The following is a 23824-nucleotide window of genomic DNA, read 5'->3' as shown; positions in this document are numbered from 1 at the left end:
AATTTTTCAATCCTTCAATTCTTAATACTTCACATCCTCAAGGAACAAGGCATTACCAGGCATCGACTCGCCAGCATCGCTGCGGCGCTTGCCCTCAATCACGCTTCGGAACTCATCAAGCGTCAGTCGGCCACGTCCCACATCTACCAACGTACCCACCACAGCACGCACCATGTTACGCAAAAAACGGTTGGCCGTAATCACAAAGTACCAGGTAGTATCGCCTGTTTGTATCCACTCGGCACGCGTTACGTGGCAAAGGGTGGTCTTTACATCGCTATGCGCCTTACAGAAAGCACCAAAATCCTCGTAGGTGGTAAGGATTCGACCAGCCTCGTTCATTTTCTCGAAATCGAGCGGATAGTGAATCTCGCACGAATAATGGCGCTCGAACGGACTCTTACGCGTGTGTATATAATAATGGTACGTACGCTCGGTAGCCGAGAAACGGGCATGCATATCGAGCGACACTTCCTCTATCCTATCAACCACGATATCCTGAGGCAGCATGCGATTCATCTTATAAGCCAGCTGCTTGCAGTCTATCTCTCCCCTCCCTTTGGAGGGGTCGGGGGAGGCTTCAAAATGCGCCGCCATCACACGGGCATGCACACCTGCATCCGTTCGGCCTGCGCCTGTAATACTGATGTCCTGTCGAAGTAAGGTTGAGAGTACGCGTTGCAACTCGCCCTGTACGGAGATACCGTTAGGCTGCACCTGCCAGCCGTGATAGTTGGTGCCATCGTAACTTAACCAAATAAAATATCTTTTTACCATCTGTTATCAAAACCATTTCGCTGATTCCACACACTCAGTTGGAAGCTGAAGTTGGGATTCACGTTATATTTCACCATAGCGCCAATCTTGTCGCCAAAGTCGTTACCCAGCCACCACATATTCTGTAGCGGCATGTTAGGCTGCATCATCGATTTCTGTCCGAAAACGCCAGCCTCCCAATGCTCATCAAAGCGGTAGTTAAGCATGGCCGTTAGTCCGGCATCCTTCATCTGGTGGCGCCCATAGTCCATGAACGAGCTATAGCCACCTATCGAGAACGAGAGTTTTGGCGAGAGCTGTCCGGCATACATCACAGCCGCGCTATTGGCAAAGCCGCTACTGGAATGCTTGCCCACCCCGAAAATAGCAGATGCCGAGAACGAGGCATTCAGTCCGGGATGCAAGTCCCAGTTGCCCAGACTGGTGTACATAGCCCCCAAGTACGGATAGGTAGCAATCGTGCCGCGATACGTAAGCGGGGGTAACGAGAAGGTGGTATCGGGCTGTAGCAACGCACCACGCTCAACCTCCTGCGCCTTAACGCCGGTGGCCAGACAAATGAATGCGATGACAAACCACTTTCTCATATTCTTTTATGCTGCTAAATTGTGACGGCGCGATTCGCGCAACTGATGACCATATACCAGGCATGCCATTCCAAAGTAGAAGGCAACCTGAATCCAGAGACAACGCAGCTCGAAGGCCACATCGCCGATGCTGGCACCCATACTGTTCAAACGCAGATAAGCTCTAACGCCAAAGGTGCTGGGGAACAACCACGACACACCCTGCCAAGCGCCTGGAATACTGCTTTGCGGCCACGACACACCCGTCATGAACAGCAGCGGCAGCGAGATGAACACCATCAGCAGAATCACATTCTCACGATAGCGTACCAGGCACGATACCGTCATACCAAAGAAGATGCAGGCCAACAGATAAGGCAGCATCAGAGCCAACAGACTCTGCCAAGGCGCTATCTGCAGGAAATCAAACATTCTGGGCACCACCGTTACCAGATAAGTACCCATCACGGCATACACCATGAAATAGCAAAGCGCCTTACCACCTACAATACGATAAATGCCCGAGTAAGCGGGATGCGCAGGCACCAGATCGCCACAAGGATTGGTTTCGCGGGCCGTACCTGCAGCCAGACCAATACCCAAGGCCAATGTCTGCTGGATAATCAGCATCAGCACGGCAGGCAGAACCGAGGTACCATAACCTCCCTGGGGGTTAAACATCGACACCTCCTCTACTTCGAGCGGACTCGCGGTTATCACATCCTCGCGAGCTGTATAGTTGCCAGCCAAAGCCACCTGCAAAGCTGACCCCATCTTGGTGCTTACAGTCATCGCCGTTTGGTAAATGGCCTTATAGGTCAGCATCAGCGCCATATCGCAATACACGCTAACGGTAGCCTGCTCCATGCGATTAAGCTTGATAGCAAAATCTTCGGGAATATAATAGATGCCTTTAGCCACCTGTCGACTTACCAGACTCTTGGCCTCATCCAAATCAACAGCATGACTAACCACCTGCACATCGGGCGAAGCATCGCACATACGGATAAACTGGCGCGACTGATGCGAATGCGACAAATCGACTACCACTACAGGCACCTCGTGAATGGTCTCGTTATTATAAACCCACGAGTAAAGCAGCGGATAAGCCAAAGGCACAATGATACAGAACATGAGCACGCCCTCATCGCGAAGCACCTGCTTGAGTTCCTGACGCCAGATAAAGGCGGCATCATTAACAGCCTGTATGATTTTATGGAATATAGACATAAGTAAGCATAGCATTTTTAACCTTACTGATAACAAACCAAGGCATCAGCGTAAAGCCTATCAGCGCTACCAGATGGAACCAGGCGTCGATAATCGGATAGCCATTAAACACGGTAATCTGGAACAGCATATAATAATGACGCAACGGGAACAGCCACGTAAGCGCCTGCAACGCAGGATCCATGGCCATAGCAGGGAAAGCAGAACCTGCCAGCGAGAAACTGAGCACGCCCCACAACGAGCAGATACTCATACTCATACGCAACGAAGGCATCAAACCAAAAGCAAAGATGCCAAAGCCGATTGAGCCAAACACGCTGAGAACCGACAGCAGGATAATCATAGCCCCCCCACCAACATGTGGGAATTGGAGCACATGATAGATGTAGAACTGATAGAACAATATCAGCAGCAGGAATACTAGCACATGAGGCAAATACTTACCAAGAATGGCTACTACGATATTGCCATCGGCCTTTTCGATCCACTCCTTACCACGATTGAACTTGAGTTCCATACCCAAAGAATAGGCTGATATCAGGAACATAAAGAGCATCATGATACCCGGCACAAATACCGTTGAAAGATATACATTGTAGTTGCTCCAAGGGTTGGCCACCTGGTGCAGGTCGATACGGATGGGCTGCAAGAAAGCCTGAATCTGCTGGTCGGTAGCACCTTTGGCACGAAGTGTGGCCATACCTACTGCAGCCGAACCGAGAGTGGAAACGGTTTTCAGATCCTTCATCACCATCGAGCCACCCGCCAACGACACATTACTATAATAGAAAGATATTTTGGGGCGACGGGCCGACATCAGGTTGCTGGTAGTGCCTTTGGGAAAATACAGGAAACCGTAGATCTCGTTCTCCTGCATCGCATGACGCGCCTCGGCAACCGACTGGAAATGTGCCACAACCTGCGAGTTCTGCATTCCGTCGAGCTTGCGGGTAAGCGCACGGGTGGTTGTGGTATTGTCGAGATCAACCACGCCCACAGGCAAGTCCTGCGGCAGGCCAGCGTCGAGCATCGATGTAAAGAAGAACATCGCCAACAACGGAAACACCACCATACAGAAGCCGTAGATGGGATTCTTTCTCAGAATCTTCATCTCGCGCAAAGCTATCTGCAAGATTTGATTAAAACATTTCATCAATTAATGTTTAATGTTTCGCTCGGCTTTGCCGCTTGGCATCGCCAAGAATCTTTAATGTTTAATCCTTGATAATAAGTGACATGCCTGGGCGCAAGCCTTCCATCTTCTCAACAGGACGGGCTTTTACCTCAAAGGTTCTCAGGTCGTACTGGCCGTTAGCCTTGGTGGCCTTCCATACGGCATACGAGCCCTGATCCTTCAGATAGTAAACCTTCATCTTGATGATTTTATCGAATGCGGGTACATAAGCATTAAACTCGCTACCCACCTGCATGCCTTTCAGCTGGTCCTCGCGCACATTGAATGTACCCCAGAGGTCCTGCATCACGGCAATCGACATGATGGGCGAACCTGTACCAACCAACTCGCCTACCTTTGGATAAACATCAGATACCTCGCCTTCCATCTGGGCCACCTGAACCGTCTCGTGCATGTAAGAGTTAACCTCCTGTACAGCACCACGGGCACGCCCCACCTGAGCGGCAGCAGCCATCTTATCCTCGCGGCGTGCACCATTCACAGCCATATCATACTGACTCTGAGCGGCTTTTACCTGAGCCTCCATAGCCTTGTAGTTGGCAAAGGCCTCGTCGCGCTTCTGGGCACTCATCACGCCCTCGTCGAACAGTCGCTGTACACGATTGTAAGATTTCTCAGCAATCTCAAGTCCGGCCTTGGCCTGCTGGAGAACAGAGAAAGCACCCTGAATCTGCTCCTTGCGAGCACCATTCTGAGCCTTCAGCTCCAAAGCCGCAGCAGCACTTTCGGCACTCTGGGCCTGCTCCATCTTGGCACGTACCTCAGGGGCATCAAGAATAGCGAGTGTATCGCCCACCTTTACGTAGTCGCCCTCCTTTACACGGAGTTCAAGAATACGGCCAGGCACCTTGCTCGATACACGGTACTCGGTTACCTCAACCTGTCCCTGGATAACGTCTGGATCGCGATCCAGCGCAAAGAATCCAATTAATGCCACGATAATCACCACTGCTGTAAAACCGATGATGGCGAGCAGTATGTTGTTATGCTGGCGTTTAGCTTGTTCTGTCATAATATCTTTTATTCTAATGTGCCAAGAGCCTTCTGCAGGTCAACCTGACTAAGTTTAACATCAATTTCTGCATCTATCTTCTGCGACTGGGCCTGCAGCCAGGCTGTCTGAGCCTCCATCACAACGGTAGGACTGATAACCCCCTCCTGGAATCCCAGGTTAGCGGTACGAAGATTCTCGTCGGCACGCTGGATGTTCTTCTGAGCCATCGTCAGCTTCTTGTTAGCCTCGTCAACCTTAAAGGTAGTCTGGTTAACCTGAAGTTCAATTTTCTCGCGGGCCTCATCGAGTTCGAGAGTTGCGATGGCGGTAGCGCCCTTCGAGGCACGTACCTTATACATCACATCGCCCCAGTTCCAGATGGGCACACGAACGATAACGCCCAGATGCCAGAAGCCCGCGAACTTCTTCTCGAAACCATTCAGCACGTTAGGATTGCTAACAGCGTAGCCACCCATGAGCGCTACCTGAGGCAGATTACCAGCCTTGAGCACGTTGGTGGCCTGCTTACTCAGATCAACGGTATTCTGCAGCATCTTCAACTCAGGGCGATGTGCCACAGCATTCTCCACATCCAACTGTGGGGTGAGCTCTACTACTGCAATATTATCGGCCTGCTCGTCCTGAAGAATCACAGACTCGTTTAAGGGCAGTCCGCACAACTGATTGAGCAGCATACGTGAGAGCACCAAGCCGTCGTTCACCTTCGTCAGGGTCATCTCGGCCTCGTTCACCTTCACGTCAACACTCAGTCCGTCACTACGTGTAGCCACGCCTTCGTCAATCATCTTATGTACATCGCTATCAAACTTCTTAACGAGTTCGAGATAGCTCTCGGCCAATGCCTTTTTATGATGGAGCGATACCACCTGCCAGTAGGCCTGATCGATCTGATACAGCGTAGCCTGGCGACGGGCATCCAACGAGTTCTTGGCCATCTCGGTGGTGATGTCGGCCATCTTATTCAAAGCCACGATGGCACCACCCATAAACACGGGCTGCGTAACCACAACCGAACCAGCAAAGACGTTACGGGTATCGGTACGGAAGGCATCTACGATGTTCTGCCCCCTCTGGTTCAAACCTTCAGTAACCTTGGCCATATCCTGCGCCATCTGCATCTGGGCAGCAGGCGGCAGCGTGGCTACCAACGAGCCCAATGTGCTTTGCAGGGTACCACCAACCGCAGTACCAAGTCCACCCAAGGCAGCCTTCTGACCATCGTTAAGAATCGATATCTCCTCGCTCGTAAACTCATATGTACCTATAGCACTCACGTGGGGCAGGTACTTGGTGCGCGCCGACTTACGAGCATTCTCGGCCACATCCTGTTTAAGTTTGGAAATACCTAACTGCTTATTGTTTCTCAGCGCCATCTGTCGGCAACTGTCCAAGCTCAATATTCTTTGAGCCCAAACAGGCGTGATGACCGCCGAAAGCAGTAAAACTCCAAAAGTTTTTTTCATCATATTCTTATTTAAAACTAAATGTCTTCGTTCCAATCATATTGCCATCCACAAAAATGCTAACGCGGTAGTCGCCTGCCTCCAGCATCTGTGTCATGTTCCAATAAACGGTTACAGGGGTCTCCTCACCCGTGTACTCAATCACCTTCTTAGCCGAGCACTCAATATTACGGTTCTCGTAAGCAAAGGTACCGCCGCCACTCAGGGTGTTACCACCAGGGTTCTGAATACGTACATAAACGGTACGGTTACCATTCGCAGCGGTTACATTCTTGGTAATGGTAAAGTTTACACGCATCTGCTTGCAATCCTTCAGTTTCTTGGCAGCCTTACCATTCTTACCCAGAATCTGCATCTGGATATTGGTTGCATCAAGCTGGGCAGCAATAGCCACCTTCTCTGAAAGCGATGCCTTTTCGCTGTTCAAGCCAGCTACCTGAGCATTACGCTCGTTCAACTCAGCGTTTACACGACTGTTCTCGGCCTTCAGGTTCTCGTTCAAACGGTTCAGCGAGTCGATCTGATACACATAATCACGCAACACCTCACGAACAGTTGCCAGTTCCTTCTTCAGTCGGGCAATCTCGCGTGCGTCGCTGGCCTTTACCTGCTTCAACTCCTCCAGCAACTTCTGGGTCTTCATCTGCTCCTCAGTCAGCTGGGCGATAATCGAGTCGTTGTTAATCTGCGTTTTCATCTCGCTATACTGCATGGTGAAACGCTCATATTCATTCTCCATTTCCTGCTTGTCGAGTTCGGCCAGTTCCTCCATATCCTGCACAACCTGCTTCTGTTCCTGCAGACTCAAAAACAACCATGTAGCAGCACCACAGAGTGCCAGAATTACAACAATCAGGGGTATTAAAACTTTCTTATTCATAACTTTCTTTATATTTTCGGGTGCAAATATAGGTTATTTCATTGAAATAACAAAGAATTTTATGTTTCAAACATTTAAGCAACATTAAAAATTAGAAAAATAGCGTGATTTAGACCAATTTTTGCAGATTATACCTGAAATATTTGGAAGGGAAGAATAAAAAATGTATATTTGCCACATCATTTTACAACAATCTGCATGAGTAAGAACAACTTTTTCAGCAAGGTATTCCATCTGTATTACGACGGGTTCCGCTCGATGACACTTGGCAAGACGCTTTGGGCCATCATTCTCATCAAATTGTTTATTATCTTCGTGGTGCTCAAACTCTTTTTCTTCCCCGATTTTCTGAAGACGCATGCCGATGGCAATGAGCCAGAGTATGTGGCGAAGCAACTGCTGGAAGACGTTGAACATTAAATATTAAACATTATAATTATGCTACAAAACCTATTACTAAACATTGATGCCGGAACGATCGACTGGTCGAGAGCACAATTTGCGCTGACGGCAATCTACCACTGGCTCTTCGTGCCTCTGACGCTGGGTTTGGCGGTAATCATGGGTATTGTTGAAACCAAGTATTACCAAACAAAAGATGAGTTCTGGAAAGAGGCTGCCAAGTTCTGGCAGAAGCTTTTCGGCATTAACTTCGCCATGGGTGTGGCCACGGGTATCATTCTCGAGTTTGAGTTTGGTACCAACTGGAGTAACTACTCTTGGTTTGTAGGCGACATTTTTGGTGCCCCGTTGGCCGTTGAAGGTATTGTGGCTTTCTTTATGGAGAGCACCTTTGTAGCCGTGATGTACTTTGGATGGAAAAAAGTTTCGCCAGGCTTCCACTTGGCATCAACATGGCTTACCGGTTTAGGTGCCACGATATCGGCCTGGTGGATTCTGGTGGCCAACGCCTGGATGCAATACCCCGTGGGTTGTGAGTTCAACCCCGACACCATGCGTAACGAGATGGTATCATTTGCCGAAGTGTCCCTCTCGCCCTTCGCTATCTCTAAATTCTGCCACACCGTTACCTCATCGTGGATTATCGGCGGTATCTTCTGCGTAGGCGTTTGCTGCTGGTATCTGATGAAGAAACGTCACACCCGTCTGGCCGTAGAGAGCATGAAGATTGGTGCAGGCGTAGGTTTGGTGGCAGCCCTGTTGGCAGGCGCTACCGGTCATAAGTCGGGTATGGATGTGGCCGAGGTTCAGCCCATGAAGCTGGCCGCTATGGAGGCACTTTACGATGGCGGAACCGAACAAGGGCTGAAGCTTATCGAGGGCATCGAGATACCTTACGGTCTGAGTATCATGGCCACCAACGATCCCAAGGGATATGTGCCTGGTATCAACGACTTGCTGAACGGTTATACCACACCCGATGGTAAGACTGAGCCAAGTGCCGACGAGAAGATTGCACGAGGCAAGAAGGCCATCGAGGCACTTGCTGCCTATCGTAAGGCCAAAGCCGAAGGAGCTCCCGACTCTACTATCAACTATCAATTGTCAATTATCAATTCGAACATGAAGTACTTTGGTTACGGCTATGTAAAGGATAAAGCCGACTTGGTACCACCTGTTCTGGTTAACTTCTGGGCATTCAGAGTGATGGTTGGTGTAGGTTGCTTATTCATTCTGTTCTTTGCAGTTATCTTGGCTGTAACCTACAAGTTCCCCAAGGCGCTGTTCAAGAAGTACGACATTACCACCCTACCCGCCTGGCATTATTGGGTAGCCATCCTGCTCATCCCGCTGGCCTATATCGGTTCAGAGTGCGGCTGGTTGGTAGCCGAGTTCGGACGCCAGCCATGGACCATCCAGGACATGCTGCCCACATGGGCATCGGTGAGCGATCTGCAGTCACAGAGCGTTATCATTACGTTCTTCCTGTTCCTCGTACTCTTCACCACCATGCTGGCGGTTGAGATTAACATTTTACTTAAACAAATTAAGAAAGGGCCAGAGTTATGACATACGATTTCTTACAACATTATTGGTGTTTTATCGTTTCGCTATTAGGAGCGATACTGGTATTTTTGCTTTTTGTTCAGGGAGCCAATTCTGTAGCCCGTTCGTTAGGCTATACCGAAGAGGGACGCCGACTGGTGTATAACTCTACTGGTCGCAAGTGGGAGTTCACGTTCACCACACTTGTTACCTTTGGTGGTGCGTTCTTTGCCTCGTTCCCCCTATTCTACTCTACCAGCTTTGGCGGCGCCTATTGGTTGTGGATGATTATCCTGTTTACTTTTGTGCTGCAAGCCGTTAGTTACGAGTTCCAGAACAAGATTGGTAACTTACTGGGGGCCAAGACGTTTCAATTCTTCCTTACACTAAATGGTATCGTTGGTCCGCTGCTGTTGGGTGGTGCTGTAGCCACCTTCTTCGAGGGTTCCAACTTTATTATCGCCAAGGACAATCTGGTTGATGCTGGGGCTATCACACCTATCATCAGCCGTTGGGCCAATGCCTCGCACGGACTGGATGCCCTACTGAATCCATGGGTACTGGTACTGGGCTTTGCTGTGGTGTTCCTAGCACGTGTTTTAGGCATACTCTACGTGATGAACAATGTGGCCGATGAGGATATCCGTTCGCGTGGCAGCGTACGATTGGTGGGTGCAGCCGTACCTTTCCTACTGCTATTTGTGGCCTATCTGGTACATGTGCTATTGAAGGACGGATTTGCCTACAACGACGAGGGCGTTATCTACATGGAACCCTACAAGTATCTGAACAATTTCTTGGAGATGTGGTACCTGCTGGTATTATTATTAATAGGTGTAGTATTGGTGCTGTATGGTATTGGCAAGACCATTTTCAGCAAGAGTTATCATGGTGGTATCTGGCCTGCAGGCATAGGTACCGTTCTAACCGTATTGGCGCTATTGCTTAGCTGCGCATGGAACCATACTGCTTACTATCCTTCGACAGCCGACTTGCAGAGTTCGCTCACCTTGGTTAACTCCTGCTCCAGCGAGTTCACCTTGCGCACCATGTTCTATGTATCGCTGTTAGTACCATTTGTACTGGCCTACATCATCTACGCCTGGCGCGCTATCGACAAAAAGAAAATCACCAAGGAAGAACTCCAAGGTGACGATCACGCATACTAAACAATATCCCCGCCAGCTTGGCGGGGATTATTATTTACTTAAACAGCTCATCAAGGAAGGTGTAGAAAGCGGGATCCTCGCCTACTACCGTTCTTACAAGTTTACCATCCGGATCGATGATAACCTTTGTGGGGAAGCCCTCGATGCTATACTGTGCTGCGATAGTCTGCAACTGCTCATCAGGACAACGCACCTGCAACCAAGGCAACTGGTGCTCATCAACGGCAGCTCTCCACTTTTCCTCAGTATCGCGGCAGTCAACACCTAATATCTCCATCTTGTCCTTATACTTGGTATAAGCCTCTTTCATTTTGGGAATGCCACGAATGCACCAAACGCACCATGATCCCCAGAAGTCGAGTATTACATATTTGCCACGCAGAGATGACAGCTTGGTAGTAGATCCCTGCAGATTAGGCAATTCAAAATCGGGCGCCAGTTCGCCATCCACAGCCACCTCTGCAGCCTCTGTAACGGGGGCAGCAGCAGCCTTTGGTTTGTTGGCACACGAGGCAGCCATCAATGTGATGGCCACCCCCAGTAATGTAACGGTTAAAACGGATTTCTTCATAAAGTCTAATTTTTAATCTTTAATGTATAATGTTTAATATTTCTTGTAGCACTCGAAAATGGCATCCACACGGGCCTTCGACATCTGGCGAGTAAACATACTTACCAACCAAACCACAGGGAAACCACCTACCATCGCAATGGCACCACAGTTAATGGGGTTGATGGGGTTGCCAGCCAACATATTTACAACGGTAAGACCAACGCCCCAAACAAAGCAAGCCCACACACTCATGGTGGTGATGCGACGTGAATACAAACCCAGCATAAATGGTGCCAGGAATGCACCAGCCAAAGCGCCCCACGAAATACCCATCAGCTGGGCAATAAACGTTGGTGGGTTAAGAGCGATGAGCAACGAAATGGCGATAAAGAACATGATGAGCACACGCATCACAACCACCTTACGACGCTCAACCTTCTCGGATACGATATCGTTAATCTCGCCATCCTCTACCTCACCTGGCAACGCTTTCTTATCGCGATAAATCAGGTCGAGCGTCATAGTACTTGATGAAGTGAGCACCAACGAAGCCAAGGTTGACATCGAAGCGCTCAGCACCAACAGCACAACGAGAGCAATCAATATGTCGGGCAATGTAACCAGCATCGAAGGCACAATCGAGTCGAAAGCCAGCTTGCCATTGGGTAGCATGGGTGGCGTACCAAACAGGCGACCAAAGCCACCTAAGAAGTAGCAGCCACCAGCCACGATAAAGGCAAACACGGTTGAGATAACGGTACCGCGCTTGATGGCACTCTCATCGGTAATCGAATAGAACTTACCCACCATCTGTGGCAATCCCATCGTACCAAGCGACGTCAGGATAACCACACCTAACAAGCCCCAGGGATCGGGACCGAACAGCGTAGCAAAACCACCATTCATCGTTGGGTCGGCATCAGATGGCATAGCAGCCAACTTATCGACAGCAGCCACCAAACCGCCCTGCACATTAAGCACAGCCACAATCACAGCCACAATACCAAACAGCATGATAATACCCTGAATAAAGTCGTTCATGGCCGTAGCCTTATATCCACCTAAAATCACATATACTGCTGTGAGTATCGACATTATTACCACACAATACTCGTAAGGGATGCTGAATCCCATCTCGAACAAGCGCGAAATGCCGCTATATACACCAGCGGTATAGGGAATAAGGAATACAAAGGCGATGATTGATGCTGCCACACGCAAGCCCTGATCGTTAAAGCGGGTGCCAAAGAAATCAGGCATGGTGCGACTCTCGATATGCTGGGTCATCAGTTTGGTACGACGACCTAAGATAAGCCAGGCCAACAGCGAACCGATGATGGCGTTGCCAATACCAATCCAGGCCGACGACAATCCGTATTTCCAGCCAAACTGACCGGCATAACCTACGAACACAACAGCCGAGAAATAACTGGTTCCGAAGGCAAAGGCTGTGAGCCATGGGCCCACGGCGCGACCGCCCAACACAAAACCTTCGACACTACTGGCCTGCTTGCGGGTGTAAAGCCCCACCCCAATCATCACGGCCAAAAATATTACTGTAAAAAGTATCTTGATAACCATAATTAATTTTCAATCTTTAATGTTCAATTGTCAACTAAAAAGCTACCTGCATCTGAGCCTGCACCCAGTTGTAGTCCTTACTACTGATATTCTCGCCACACAGGCAACGGGTGTACTGCAGCTGCATACGGCACTTTTTGTAGAACCAGTACTGCAGACCGATGGTGAGATTGGTCTGATCCCAGCCATCTACCTTGGTGTTACGATCAAAGGTTTCGCCACTTGCCACGATATCGAGTGCATCAACCACAGGTATGCAGGTTGTAACGTAACCACCTCGGCTACCCACCTTACCATCCTGTCCGCCTAACCACTCAGCACGTACCGATGCTGGGCGCGCCTCTTTATATTTACTACCCGTATAGGCCTGTGTTTTGTACTCAGCACCTATGCTGTAGCGATTACGCTTATAGTTATCGCCCACCTGGATATCAGGGTTCCACTTGGCTGTACCCACGGCACAACCTGTACCCAGATAACCCGATGCTACCACGCGGAAGCCATCTACAGGGCGGAGTTCCAACTTGGCAATAAAGTCTTTCTGATTGTTCAGGTCCTTACGATTGATACCCTGACCACTCATCAGCGCCAGTTCGTAGTGCAGCACGCCTTTAGCCAGATCGCCATAAACCTCCAATCCCATATCTCGACCGTAGTTTACGCCATTCAGCGGATCGGGGCCCTCGCCTGCCAGATACAATACAGCCTGCGAGTACACATCCACCAGTTCCAACTGCGTAGGACTCATGGGGTTCTCCATCGTGTACGAGTGTTTAAACTGTCCTAAACGCACCGTCATCTCATTACCTTTTGATAAACGATAATCGGTGTAGAACTCTTGAACCACGCTCGAGAAGTCGTGCATAAACATAAACGACCATCTGTCGGTGATTCGGGCCTTTGCCCAAAGCAACGTACGTTTTAGGTTGTAAGCATTGGTCTTCTGCCCATTAGGATCTTGGTAACTCCATCCGCCCTGAGCATAACCATTCAGAGTAATACGACTGGTAAAATCCTTCATCCAGTCGATGTCGCTGTCTTTCTGCTGTGCGTTTGCCATGGTGCACAATCCCATTGCTGCCAGGATAGCAAGCGTTTTCAGTTTGCAAGTTTTACGTTTCATTTAGTCATCTTTTTCTGATTATTTAGTTCCTTGCGGCAGCAAAATTACTACTTTTCTTTCAATTTGCCAAAAATATTCGCAAATTTCTTATAGAATTTAATATTTATGCATCATTTACCTACAGTTTGGGTACCTGAACAAATCAAAAGAGGCTCGTTTCACAACGAACCTCTTTCTCAAAAAAATTACTTAAAAAACTAAATTAATCAACCATAAACCTTAACCATTAAAATCTTTTTCTGCTGCAAATATACAACAAGATTTTGGAACAAACAAAAAAATTACGTTAAATTTTGTTTAAAATGTGACTTTTACCGTTTTTTAAACATAAAATACTCCAAAACAGACAGCATTTTTCCCCATTTCGTCGTCAACTCACAGTCTAAAGAAACCACCAACGAATGTAGTTGAAACCTTCGCACCACGTTCAGCTTGGGCTGTAGTTACGTCGGTTCGATAGATATAAACTCCATCAGATGTGGATACTGGCAGGTATACATTATTTCCCTCGGTTAAATATGCAAAACGTCGTCCGCCGTTGCCATTATGTACGGGTATGCCCTCTACATCTGTTACCGTCTGGTTCACCAGATCGATGATGCAGCACTTCAAACTCTTATCCCCCCAGCGGTCGCTGGCTGTCTGCGGGTTCAGAGTGCTCACCTCGGCAAACACCAACCCATTGCCTACATAAGCCACGTGGGCAGGCTTCAAACCGCCTGTAAGGGCCTCGAAGTCGAAGAAGTAATCGGCATCAAACTCAGTCTCGCCTTTGTTGATACGCAGAAAACCTGCGTGCTTAGTGCTCTGCGAGTAACCATTAGAGATAGCCGAGTTCGACATCACGTACAGGTTATCGTTCTCGTCCTTCATCAAACCGTTAAACGCACCCCACGATCCGCCAGGGCCCACGCGGGTATCCTTCATCAGCTTTACAAACTGCATGTCGGGATAGCTGTAAACAGCCACAAAGCAGGTATCAGTATAAGCCGTCTCAAAGGTCAGGCTGTTCATCGGGGTGTAGGTTACGTACAGGTTTCCCCCACTATACATCATACCTGTAATCGAAGGCCAGTCCAGACGGTCGATAGGATCAACGGCAGTATTGGTATTCTTCGAGAGGATGGCAGCGGTGTTGGCATCAACGGTATAGAAAGTAAGCTGCGAACCACTCTCCTTATTGGTAGGCAACTCCAGTCCAACCATTGTGTTGTCATCCACCTGACAGAATCCGCTCAGCGAGTTATCAAACACAAACTCGCCCTGCTCCTTCAGCAAGCCATCGGCTCCACGTACTACGGCTGTGGCGCTGGTAACGCCCATACCACCAATACAGAAGATGCTGTTACCACCCTTCTGGTAATCATGATAGCCATTCTGCTCGATGCCTTTACCCACGGCATTAATGGTACCCTCCATCAGGTTATCGGTACTAACCACATAGTAAGTGGTGTTACCATTCGATGTTACGCCCAGACTCAAAACATAGGGGGCGTTAGGTGTTTCCTGCTCGGCTGCCAGATCGTCGTTGCACGATGTCAGGACACCTACGGCCATAGCGGCCAATATGATAGAATTTCTAAAGTAATTTTTCATATCTTACTGAGTTTTACTTACTTATATAATAACGAAATTTGATGTTAAATGAGCGGCCAGGCTTCTGCAAACGGTAGTTATCGTACAGCTTGGCATCAGTCAGATTGTTGCACTCGGCCACCACGCTGTAGCGTCCATCGCACAGGCTGTAGCCTACCGAAATGTTATGACTCAGCTGCTCAGGAATCACCTTCTTGGTAGCCTTGGCACCCAGACCTGTGAACGAGAGATAGTAGTCGTGAATATACTGAATGTCGTAGTTCAGGGTGAGACTATTACCCTTGGCACCCAGATTAAAGAACTGGTAATCAGCGTGCCCGTTCATAAAGAAGTAAGGGATGTTAGGCAGACGCTGACCGTAGGTGATGTTCTCGCTGATGCCATCGCCCACGAAGGTGTTCTGCGACTCCTGATACTTCATCTTGTCCTTGATATTCTGATAGGTGAGATTACCATTGATGTGGAAGTTGCGCTTGTAGGCATAGCCCAGCGAAGCCTCGATGCCACGTGTCTGCACCTTGCCGATATTATCGTAGCTGGTGGTAGGATTGCTCGACATGGTTACGCCCTTCAGGATAAAGTCCTTGGTGTCGCGATAGATGTAGTTCACCTCGGCCTGCACGCGATGGGCACCAAAGGTCTGATCGTACAGCAATCCGGCATTCAGGTTGTTACTGCTCTCAGGCTTCAGGTCGGGGTTGGCCTTCTGTACCAGTCCGTCGCCAAACATCTCAACAGCCTCGGGCATACGGTAGGCACGCTCAAAGCTCACCTTAGCCTGCAGCGATGGCAGGATATAATAGGTAGCGGCGGCACCATAGCCGTAACGCTGCTTGCGGTCGCTCAGCTTCTCCCAACGCTGGTTCTCAGTAAACTGATCCATCAACTTATTGGTCGAGCTGTACAGGCGGTACATCTTTCCAAACACGTTGGCATTCCAGCGGTTATAACGTATCTGATAGCCCAGACCTGTGATATTCTTTGTCAGCTGCTGGGGCACGTTGTTCATCTCGTCGTCGGGATACATCTCGTCGTTGCTCTTGCGGCGGTTGGCCGAGAACACGTTATTAAGAACCAGCGAGTGATGATCGTTGATAATGTAGCTCAGGTTGGCATTAGCCTGCCACTGGCGCTCGCGGATGGTAGCATCTGTCAGGTAAGCCTCGCCTGCGCTGGTGCTGGCCACATAGTCGCCATACCAGTTATAGCGGCGCGCCAAGGTATCCACGTTATAGGTGTTCACCATACTGTAGGTGCCGTAGAGCGAGAGCGAGAGACCTGGCAGCAGCAGGTCGTTCTTCTTATAGCGCACACTGGGAATCAGGCTCCAGCTGCGATTCTTCACGCCACCATACACAGCATCCATAGTGGCACCAGTCTGTACGTTACGCTTATCGGCCGAAGCAATAACACCAAACAATAGATAATCGGCCCACGATTTGCGGACCACACCTGCCTCGAGCTTCAAGCCGTACGACTGGTAGCCATCATTGAATCGTCGCACCCACTCTTCGCCCTCCTGCTTGTTGGTAGAAAGGTTCACGATAGGTGCATACACTTTATAATTGTTATCTGAATAGTTAGCAAACGCATTGGCGCGCAGCGTAAATCCGCCCTTCGATGTGTAAACGCCATTCACAGCAGCACGATGGGTATTGAATGAGCCAACAGAATAGGTAGCATCCAGGTAGTTGGCATTGGTGCGCGATACGATGTTAACGGCACCACCCAGCGCGTCGCTTCCCAGGTAAACGGGCAGCACACCCTTGTACACCTCGATGCGGTCGGCCATGTTGGCTGAGATATTAGCCAGATTGAACGACGAGCCGAAGTTGTCCATGGGGATACCATCGATAAAGAACTTTACCTGATTGCCCGAGAAACCGTTCATGGCGAAGCTGTAGTTCGAGCCCAGTCCGCCGTCCTCGCGTATTTTAATAGATGTAACGGTGTTGAGCACCTGATTGAGTGCCGACGCACTCTGATACTTAGTAGCCAGATCTACTACCGAGATGGCATAAGCCTGCTCGTGCATCTTGCGGGCCTTGGTTTTGCCTACAATCTGCACCTCGTGTAAATCGATAGAATCATGAAGATCGGTCTGTGCCAGAGTCTGAGAGCAAAAAGCAAGTCCAGCCACTGCGCACAGCATTTTTGTTGTGTTGATTTTGCGCATTTTGTATTACTAAATTAATCTTTTTTACCTTAGTATTTTTTCCTGCTTGAAAGCGGGTGCAAAGGTACAACAATTCAGTAATACCCACAATACCTAAAAATAATGAAAAGCCCCACCATCTCGGCGGGGCTCGTCATCACTTATGTGGAATAATCTCTCTGTAATTCCCACTTAAGTGCATAAATGCAAACAACCTTAATAAGCCATCGTAGTAGGCATCAAAGTAGCCATCCTCAAAGGGTTCGTGCTTGGCATTCCAAAGGGCATCAACAAACTCTTTGCTCTTGGCATGCTTACACATTATCGAGGCAGCGGCTACTGTACTCACCAGTCCGATGCTATGGCGCAGCTTGCGGAAACCGCCAGCTTGTAATATCTCGTTCTCCTCGGGCAGCGAACCATCAGGGCGATACTGATCAACGAACTTATCCACGCCCTGCGAGTAGAAGAAGTTCTGGATGCGCTCGCCATAACCACGCTGCCACTCAGCATCGGCCCCACTCCACTCGTAGTCGAGTGTAATGTTCATGGGCACACGCCACGAGTCGTAACGGAAGTTGTTGCTACCATTACGGCGAGGCTTCTCGCCCGGCTTGGGCTGAGGCATGCCTGGCCAACGGGGCATCTGCATCTCGCTACCATCATACTGGCACATATCGGCATTCAGTCCTGTTACAGGATGTGTGGCCTTGTGCAGGAACTCGCGACTCTTCTGGGCGCACTCCTTCCACAGGTCGGCTCTGCCGTCGTCGGCCCACTTGGCCCAAACCTCGTAGAAGGCGGGAATGTGGTACGAAGGGTCGGTATAGCGGTTACCAAAGCCATCAGGGGTAAAAGTGATGAGTTTGGTCTCAGGGTCGATGAGGTACATCTTCTGAGGGCCCTGCTGCTGCGGACCGAAGCTGGGGAAACCAGCTGGACGTGGCTCAGGGGTATATTCCTTAGGCTGAATGCAGTTCAATATGTGCTGCGCCTCGGCCTTGTAGTTAATGCCTGTGTTGTCGCCCCAACGGTTCGAGGCAAAAATCAGGGCTGTGATAAAGTACAGCTCGCCATCGCTGGCAGCACCTTCGGCATTACGTGTGCCATCGGTCTTACAGCTCCAGGCAAAATAGCCCTCGCGGTTGCCACTCTGGTGCTGCATGTACTTCTTGCTCCAGCGCCACAAGCGGTCGAATATATCTTTCTCGCCAAACTGCACGGCAATCATCATACCATACGACATACCTTCGGTACGGGCATCGTGGTTCTTAATGTCGGATACATAACCCATCGAGTCGCCCACCTCGAAATACACTTTGTTGGGCCCACGAAACACGTCGTTAAACACCTCTTTCAGTTTAGCATCCACCTGAGCAGGCTGGTAGCCCATCTCAACAAACACATTACGGCACTTGGCATGCCCTACGGTAGTGGCGGCCATTAGGATAGCGATAATAAATAGTTTTCTCATATAAATATAATAATGTGATTAATTTCTATACTAAATGACGAAAAAACGCGCCAAAAGTTTAATATCAAGTGATAAATTTGGTATTTCGGCCGATTTACACTATCTTTGCATCCAAAATTACAAATAAAGGAATATGATTGTTTGTATAGCAGAGAAACCGAGTGTAGCTCGTGATATAGCAAGAATCTTGGGGGCCAACAGCTCGCACGATGGATATATGGAGGGCAACGGATACCAAGTAACGTGGACCTTCGGACACCTGTGTACGCTGAAGGAGCCTGGCGATTATACACAAGCCTGGAAACCCTGGGCGCTCACCCAACTACCCATGATACCCCAGCGTTTTGGCATTAAGCTGATAAACGATAAGGGTATCGAGAAGCAGTTTAAGATTATCGAGGGCCTGATGCAGAAGGCCGATGGTATCGTGAACTGTGGCGACGCCGGACAGGAGGGAGAACTCATCCAGCGATGGGTGATGCAGAAGGCCAAGGCCACCTGCCCCGTTAAGCGCTTGTGGATTTCGTCGATGACCGACGAGGCTATCAAGGAGGGTTTTGCCAGCCTGAAGGATCAGGGCGATTACCAGCCTTTGTACCTGGCAGGCTTGAGCCGTGCCATTGGCGACTGGCTGCTGGGTATGAACGCCACCCGCTTGTACACACTTAAGTACGGTCAGAACCGTCAGGTGCTGTCCATCGGTCGTGTGCAAACGCCTACCCTGGCGCTCATCGTCAACCGTCAGAAGGAGATCGAGAACTTCAAGCCCGAGCCCTACTGGGTGCTGGCCACCGTTTATCGCGATACCACTTTTACGGCTACCAAGGGAAAGTTCACCTCGCAGGAAGAGGGCGAAAAAGCCTTTGCCACCATCGAGGGCAAGCCTTTCGAGGTAACTAAGGTTGAGAAGAAAGAGGGTAAGGAGCAGCCCCCACAGCTGTACGACCTTACCTCGCTGCAGGTGGATTGTAACCGCAAGTTCGGCTATTCGGCTGAGATGACGCTCAACCTCATACAGAGTCTGTACGAGAAGAAGTACACCACCTACCCCCGTGTTGATACGCAGTACCTCTCGGATGATATCTACCCCAAGTGCCCACAAACGCTCAACGGGTTGTATCAGACCAAGTTCGACGGCGTTCAGCCCTACGCTGAGTTCATCAAGCCCATTGGTGGTAAGACGCTGAAGAAGACCAAGCGCGTGTTCGACACCTCGAAGGTGACCGACCACCATGCCATCATCCCAACAGGCGTGGTGCCACAGAACCTCACCGATCTCGAGCGCAAGGTATTCGACCTGGTGGCACGCCGCTTTATCGCTGTGTTCCTGCCCGATTGTAAGTTCTCAACCACCACCGTTCTTGGCGAGGTCAAGGGCGACGAAACGGTTGAGTTCAAGGTTACTGGTAAGGAGATTCTGGATCCAGGCTGGCGTGCGATTTACGGAAAGGTGCAGAAAGAGGAAGAGGAGGCGGGGAATACCGATGAAGAAAGAACCCTTCCTACCTTCGTTAAGGGCGAGAGTGGCGACCACAAGCCTACGCTGTCTGAAAAGTGGACTACCCCACCCGCTTACTATAACGAGGCCTCGCTGCTGCGCGCGATGGAAACAGCAGGTAAGTTTGTGGAGGACGAGACCCTGCGCGCCGCCATGAAGGAGAATGGTATCGGTCGCCCATCAAGTCGTGCCGGTATTATCGAAACGCTGTTTAAGCGCCACTATATCAAGCGCGAACGCAAACGTCTGATTGCCACCCCGACAGGTATCGAGCTCATCGACCTGATTCGCGAGGAACTGCTCAAGAGCTGCGAGCTCACAGGTATCTGGGAGAAGAAGCTGCGCGACATCGAGCACCAGAAGTACGATGCCCAGCAGTTTATCGAGGAACTGAAACAGCAGGTAACCGAGATTGTCAACGAGGTGATGACCGATAGTACCAATCGTCGTGTAACCGTTCTTACAGATGCCGACCTGAAGAAGGTGAAATCGCCTAAGGCCGAAACGGCCCCCAAGCCCAAGGCCACCCGCAAAACCAAAGCAGCCCCCAAGCAACAGGAGGCAACACCCCAAGCCCAGGCTGGCAGCGTGAAAGAGGGCGATGTTTGTCCTCTGTGCGGTCAGGGTCACATCATCAAGGGCAAAACGGCCTATGGCTGCTCCCGCTGGAAAGAAGGATGTACATTCCGCGCACCGCTTGAATAGATTTTCCTAATAAAACATAAAATGCGAGGTATTTTACTATATAATAGTAAGTATCTCGCTTTTTTTTCTTATATTTGCACAAAACCAAACTAAAAATATAACTATATGAAAAGACTACTATTACTATTATCCATTTTGACAACGTTAATTACATTTACGTGGGCTCAAATACCAGAAGGAACTTACTATATCTTAGGTGGGTCGATGTCTCATCTCTACAGCTGGACACCAGAATATGCCAAACCTGGAGATATTGTAACCATTACAGAGAGTACAGGAGCTAGCAATTTTAAGCTAAAAGTATACAAAGTTAGTGGAGAGAATAACAATTTATACGAACCTATTAGCACAACAAAGGTTGAAGGTGAAGAACACCAATATACCTTTGTGATGCCTACATTTGATTACGCATTAAACTATGTGGAGGTTTCTGGCGAACAGATTATGCTGCAACCGGTTGTTATTCTAAGTAAAGATCTCAAGACGCTTACCCTCCAGGGTGTAGAACCTGAGAATTTCCAACAACTAAGCCAGCAGGCCCGTATGGTTTCATATGCCAGTTACCAGCAAGAGCAAATGGGTAACTATCAGGATGATGAAACTGCACAATTCGTTACTGATTGCCAAAATAATGTAGAATCAGTGGTTATTGAGCCAAGCATGTATAATGTTGGAAGGATGCAGATGAGTCAGGGAGGCGCACGCATGTTCAATGGATTTAGCAAATTAACATCCATCTCAGGAATAGATAACCTGAACATGCGTAATTTCACATCAACGCAAGAGATGTTCGCAGGCTGTAGCAGTTTGGCAAGCCTGACTATAGGCAGCAACTTCTATGTTCCTGAAAAAGGTATCAGTCCCTATGGCGATGAGTTTGAATTTAACGCCAACGACATGTTCAAAGGGTGTGATGCGTTGGAAAACGGGACGCTAACGGTGAAGGGCACAACTCCGCCTGTTATTGAGCAGTACATCTTTACCTGTTTCACACAAGGCACTCTGATGACAGACCCCAAAGACCTGCTAGATTATAGTGTGATGCGCGACAACATGGGCAACGTTTATTATTGGGGCGGAATGTTCACCAGATTCAATTCAACTGCCGAACCATACGTAACACTGAGCGACGATAGCAAGACATTAACATTTGCCTATGGCGAAAAACCTGAACAAGGACAATCATGGGACATAACAGACGATTGGAACTCCGAAACCAAAGGAACAGTAACAAATGTCGTATTTGATTCATCATTTAAATCAGCACCAGTTACCAGTTGCGAAGGATGGTTCAGCGGATTTACTAAACTCACCACAGTTGATGCTACATATCTGAACACAAGCAGATGCACCTCGACGAAAGAAATGTTTGCAGGATGTAGCAGTCTGTCAAGCCTCACTATCAGCGATATGTTCTATATCGCCCAAGATTGTAACACTACCGATATGTTCAAGAACTGCACAGCAATGTCAAAAGGAACGGTTACAATCGTAAATACCACACCAGCCTCAGGCATGTATCCTATCATCAATCAGGATATCTTCAGTTTCATCACAAACGGTACGCTGATTACTGGTAATGGTATAGATCTCAGCACCTATGTTGAAGAGAAAGACGATGGTTTCAGATGTTTGGGAGGTATCTTTACCACTTATAACGACAAGCAGATTTTTGTCATCCGTCCTAACGACCCTGCAAATGCGGTCAGCAAGGAGAATCCCTATATTATTAATAATGTGGCCGACATGGTAATACTGGCAAAGGCTGTGAATGCCGGAAAGGATTGGACGAAGAATACCTGGATTAAAATAGCTACAGCAAACGAAGTATTCGACTTTGATGGCATTACCGACTTCGAACCCATCGGAACATCCACAAACAAGTTCACCAGTAGTTTCGACGGCAATGGCGTAACGATTAAGAATTTGAACCTCACAGGTACAACCTATACAGGTGTATTCGGCTATGCGAGTGGCGGTTGGACACACACAATCGAGAATATCCACATCGACAAGAGTTCTTCATTCTCCAGCAACAACACCTATTTAGGTTCACTTGCCGGCTATGCCGAGGGTATTACCATTACCAATTGCCATAACAACGGGGCTACTGTAACAGCCTCGGGTACTGCTTCTGAAGTGGGCGGACTAATTGGTTATATGCTCTCAGGAACTATTACCAACTGTACAAGTAATGCCAACGTTAGTGGTTATACCGATGTAGGCGGCCTGATGGGCCATGCAGGCTACGGGAACGGCAAAGTAGAGATGAACAACAACACCGTTGGTATGGCTCTGAGCAAGGATGAAACCATCAGTATTACTGCAACAGCTGGTGCTATTGGAGCGATGGTTGGTTCGGTCAACACTTGCAGTGGTACAGGCAACTACTATAACGGTCAGGCAATAACAGCAAAGCAAGGCGCCAAGGAACTGACAGGATACGGTTTTGGAGTCAACCAGACTGACAACGCATACATTATGTCAGCCACAGGAGGACTGTTCGCCACAATGAATCCTGGTCATACAGGCAAGACTCTGACATGGAGTTACGACCTCTACTCCAAGGCATTTACCATCATCGGCTCACCAGATCCTGGCTATGAACTGACTTCTGTAACGATCAGCTACAAAGATGCAAACGGCGATGTACAAAAGCTGGTCCGCAACAAGGAACAGCTGGATGAGTCGTGGGCTTTCGAAGTACAGAACTATCCCACGAACGTAGAAGCCACCTGCGAGACGGCATTAAAGCTTGCCGACCCGACGCAGCCAGCCAGCAAGGAGAATCCATACCTTATTAATAATGTGCAGGATATGGTGACGCTGGCTAAGGCTGTCAATGTTGGTACGGCTTGGACCAGAAACACTTGGTTTAAGGTGGCTAAAGAGAACGA

18 protein-coding genes are annotated in these 23824 nt (G+C 49.0%); 5 read left to right on the top strand and 13 right to left on the bottom strand.

Going from position 1 to position 23824, the window contains the following annotated elements:
* Nucleotides 1-21: 21 nt before the first annotated feature.
* From truA to BLU97_RS04195, 7 genes are all read right to left on the bottom strand, one after another.
* Nucleotides 22-777 carry a tRNA pseudouridine(38-40) synthase TruA gene (gene truA, locus BLU97_RS04225; protein WP_074760421.1) on the bottom strand — a complete coding sequence of 252 codons (756 nt, stop codon included), beginning with the start codon at nucleotides 775-777 and terminating at the stop codon, nucleotides 22-24.
* The gene (locus BLU97_RS04220; protein ID WP_081352865.1) at nucleotides 771-1364 is read right to left on the bottom strand and encodes a hypothetical protein; all 594 of its coding nucleotides are present in this window, start codon (nucleotides 1362-1364) and stop codon (nucleotides 771-773) included. Before BLU97_RS04220 ends, truA begins: the two co-directional genes overlap by 7 nt.
* A gap of 6 nt (nucleotides 1365-1370) precedes the next feature.
* Nucleotides 1371-2573: an ABC transporter permease gene (locus BLU97_RS04215; RefSeq protein ID WP_081352864.1), complete on the bottom strand. Its 1203-nt coding sequence runs from the start codon at nucleotides 2571-2573 to the stop codon at nucleotides 1371-1373.
* Entirely contained in the window at nucleotides 2557-3726 is a 1170-nt protein-coding gene (locus tag BLU97_RS04210; RefSeq protein ID WP_074760419.1) for an ABC transporter permease, read from the bottom strand. The genes BLU97_RS04215 and BLU97_RS04210 overlap by 17 nt, the downstream gene beginning before the upstream one ends.
* 61 nt (nucleotides 3727-3787) lie before the next feature.
* Nucleotides 3788-4780 carry an HlyD family secretion protein gene (locus tag BLU97_RS04205; protein WP_074760418.1) on the bottom strand — a complete coding sequence of 331 codons (993 nt, stop codon included), beginning with the start codon at nucleotides 4778-4780 and terminating at the stop codon, nucleotides 3788-3790.
* 8 nt (nucleotides 4781-4788) lie between these two features.
* Entirely contained in the window at nucleotides 4789-6246 is a 1458-nt protein-coding gene (locus tag BLU97_RS04200; protein WP_074760924.1) for a TolC family protein, read from the bottom strand.
* 7 nt (nucleotides 6247-6253) lie between these two features.
* Nucleotides 6254-7126 (bottom strand): hypothetical protein, encoded by an 873-nt coding sequence (locus BLU97_RS04195; protein WP_074760417.1) that lies wholly within the window; start codon nucleotides 7124-7126, stop codon nucleotides 6254-6256.
* A gap of 198 nt (nucleotides 7127-7324) precedes the next feature.
* Here BLU97_RS04195 and BLU97_RS04190 point away from each other — a divergent pair, with 198 nt between their 5' ends.
* From BLU97_RS04190 to BLU97_RS04180, 3 genes are read left to right on the top strand one after another with little or no spacing between them, the layout of a single operon-like run.
* A complete protein-coding gene (locus BLU97_RS04190; protein ID WP_074760416.1) occupies nucleotides 7325-7546 on the top strand; it encodes a DUF4492 domain-containing protein in 222 nt (73 codons plus the stop codon).
* 18 nt (nucleotides 7547-7564) lie between these two features.
* On the top strand, nucleotides 7565-9097 hold the full coding sequence (locus BLU97_RS04185) for a cytochrome ubiquinol oxidase subunit I (RefSeq protein WP_074760415.1): 1533 nt from the start codon (nucleotides 7565-7567) through the stop codon (nucleotides 9095-9097).
* Nucleotides 9094-10242 (top strand): cytochrome d ubiquinol oxidase subunit II, encoded by a 1149-nt coding sequence (locus BLU97_RS04180; protein WP_074760414.1) that lies wholly within the window; start codon nucleotides 9094-9096, stop codon nucleotides 10240-10242. Before BLU97_RS04185 ends, BLU97_RS04180 begins: the two co-directional genes overlap by 4 nt.
* 34 nt (nucleotides 10243-10276) lie before the next feature.
* Here BLU97_RS04180 and BLU97_RS04175 read toward each other — a convergent pair whose 3' ends face one another.
* The 6 genes from BLU97_RS04175 to BLU97_RS04150 all read right to left on the bottom strand — a co-directional run bounded on the left by BLU97_RS04175 (nucleotide 10277) and on the right by BLU97_RS04150 (nucleotide 18724).
* Nucleotides 10277-10813, bottom strand: a complete 537-nt coding sequence (locus BLU97_RS04175) for a TlpA disulfide reductase family protein (protein WP_317039885.1) — start codon at nucleotides 10811-10813, stop codon at nucleotides 10277-10279.
* 33 nt (nucleotides 10814-10846) lie between these two features.
* A complete protein-coding gene (locus BLU97_RS04170; protein WP_074760412.1) occupies nucleotides 10847-12376 on the bottom strand; it encodes a sodium:solute symporter family transporter in 1530 nt (509 codons plus the stop codon).
* A 34-nt stretch (nucleotides 12377-12410) separates the two neighbouring features.
* Entirely contained in the window at nucleotides 12411-13499 is a 1089-nt protein-coding gene (locus BLU97_RS04165; RefSeq protein WP_139208796.1) for a porin, read from the bottom strand.
* Between the two features lie 375 nt (nucleotides 13500-13874).
* Nucleotides 13875-15095, bottom strand: coding sequence for a DUF4374 domain-containing protein (locus tag BLU97_RS04160; RefSeq protein ID WP_074760411.1), 1221 nt, complete (start codon nucleotides 15093-15095; stop codon nucleotides 13875-13877).
* A gap of 13 nt (nucleotides 15096-15108) precedes the next feature.
* Nucleotides 15109-17271, bottom strand: coding sequence for a TonB-dependent receptor (locus BLU97_RS04155; RefSeq protein WP_074760410.1), 2163 nt, complete (start codon nucleotides 17269-17271; stop codon nucleotides 15109-15111).
* A gap of 136 nt (nucleotides 17272-17407) precedes the next feature.
* Nucleotides 17408-18724 (bottom strand): glycosyl hydrolase family 8, encoded by a 1317-nt coding sequence (locus tag BLU97_RS04150; protein WP_074760409.1) that lies wholly within the window; start codon nucleotides 18722-18724, stop codon nucleotides 17408-17410.
* Between the two features lie 133 nt (nucleotides 18725-18857).
* Here BLU97_RS04150 and BLU97_RS04145 point away from each other — a divergent pair, with 133 nt between their 5' ends.
* A complete protein-coding gene (locus BLU97_RS04145; RefSeq protein WP_074760408.1) occupies nucleotides 18858-20927 on the top strand; it encodes a DNA topoisomerase 3 in 2070 nt (689 codons plus the stop codon).
* A 390-nt stretch (nucleotides 20928-21317) separates the two neighbouring features.
* Nucleotides 21318-23824, top strand: a 2507-nt coding sequence (locus BLU97_RS04140) for a BspA family leucine-rich repeat surface protein (protein ID WP_175456299.1), incomplete at its 3' end; no start/stop codon positions are given.

It is taken from the genome of Xylanibacter ruminicola, assembly GCF_900107775.1.
GTDB lineage: Bacteria > Bacteroidota > Bacteroidia > Bacteroidales > Bacteroidaceae > Prevotella > Prevotella ruminicola_C.
The sequence above is the reverse complement of the archived record's forward strand: the minus strand, read 5'-3'. Positions and strand labels throughout refer to the sequence as shown.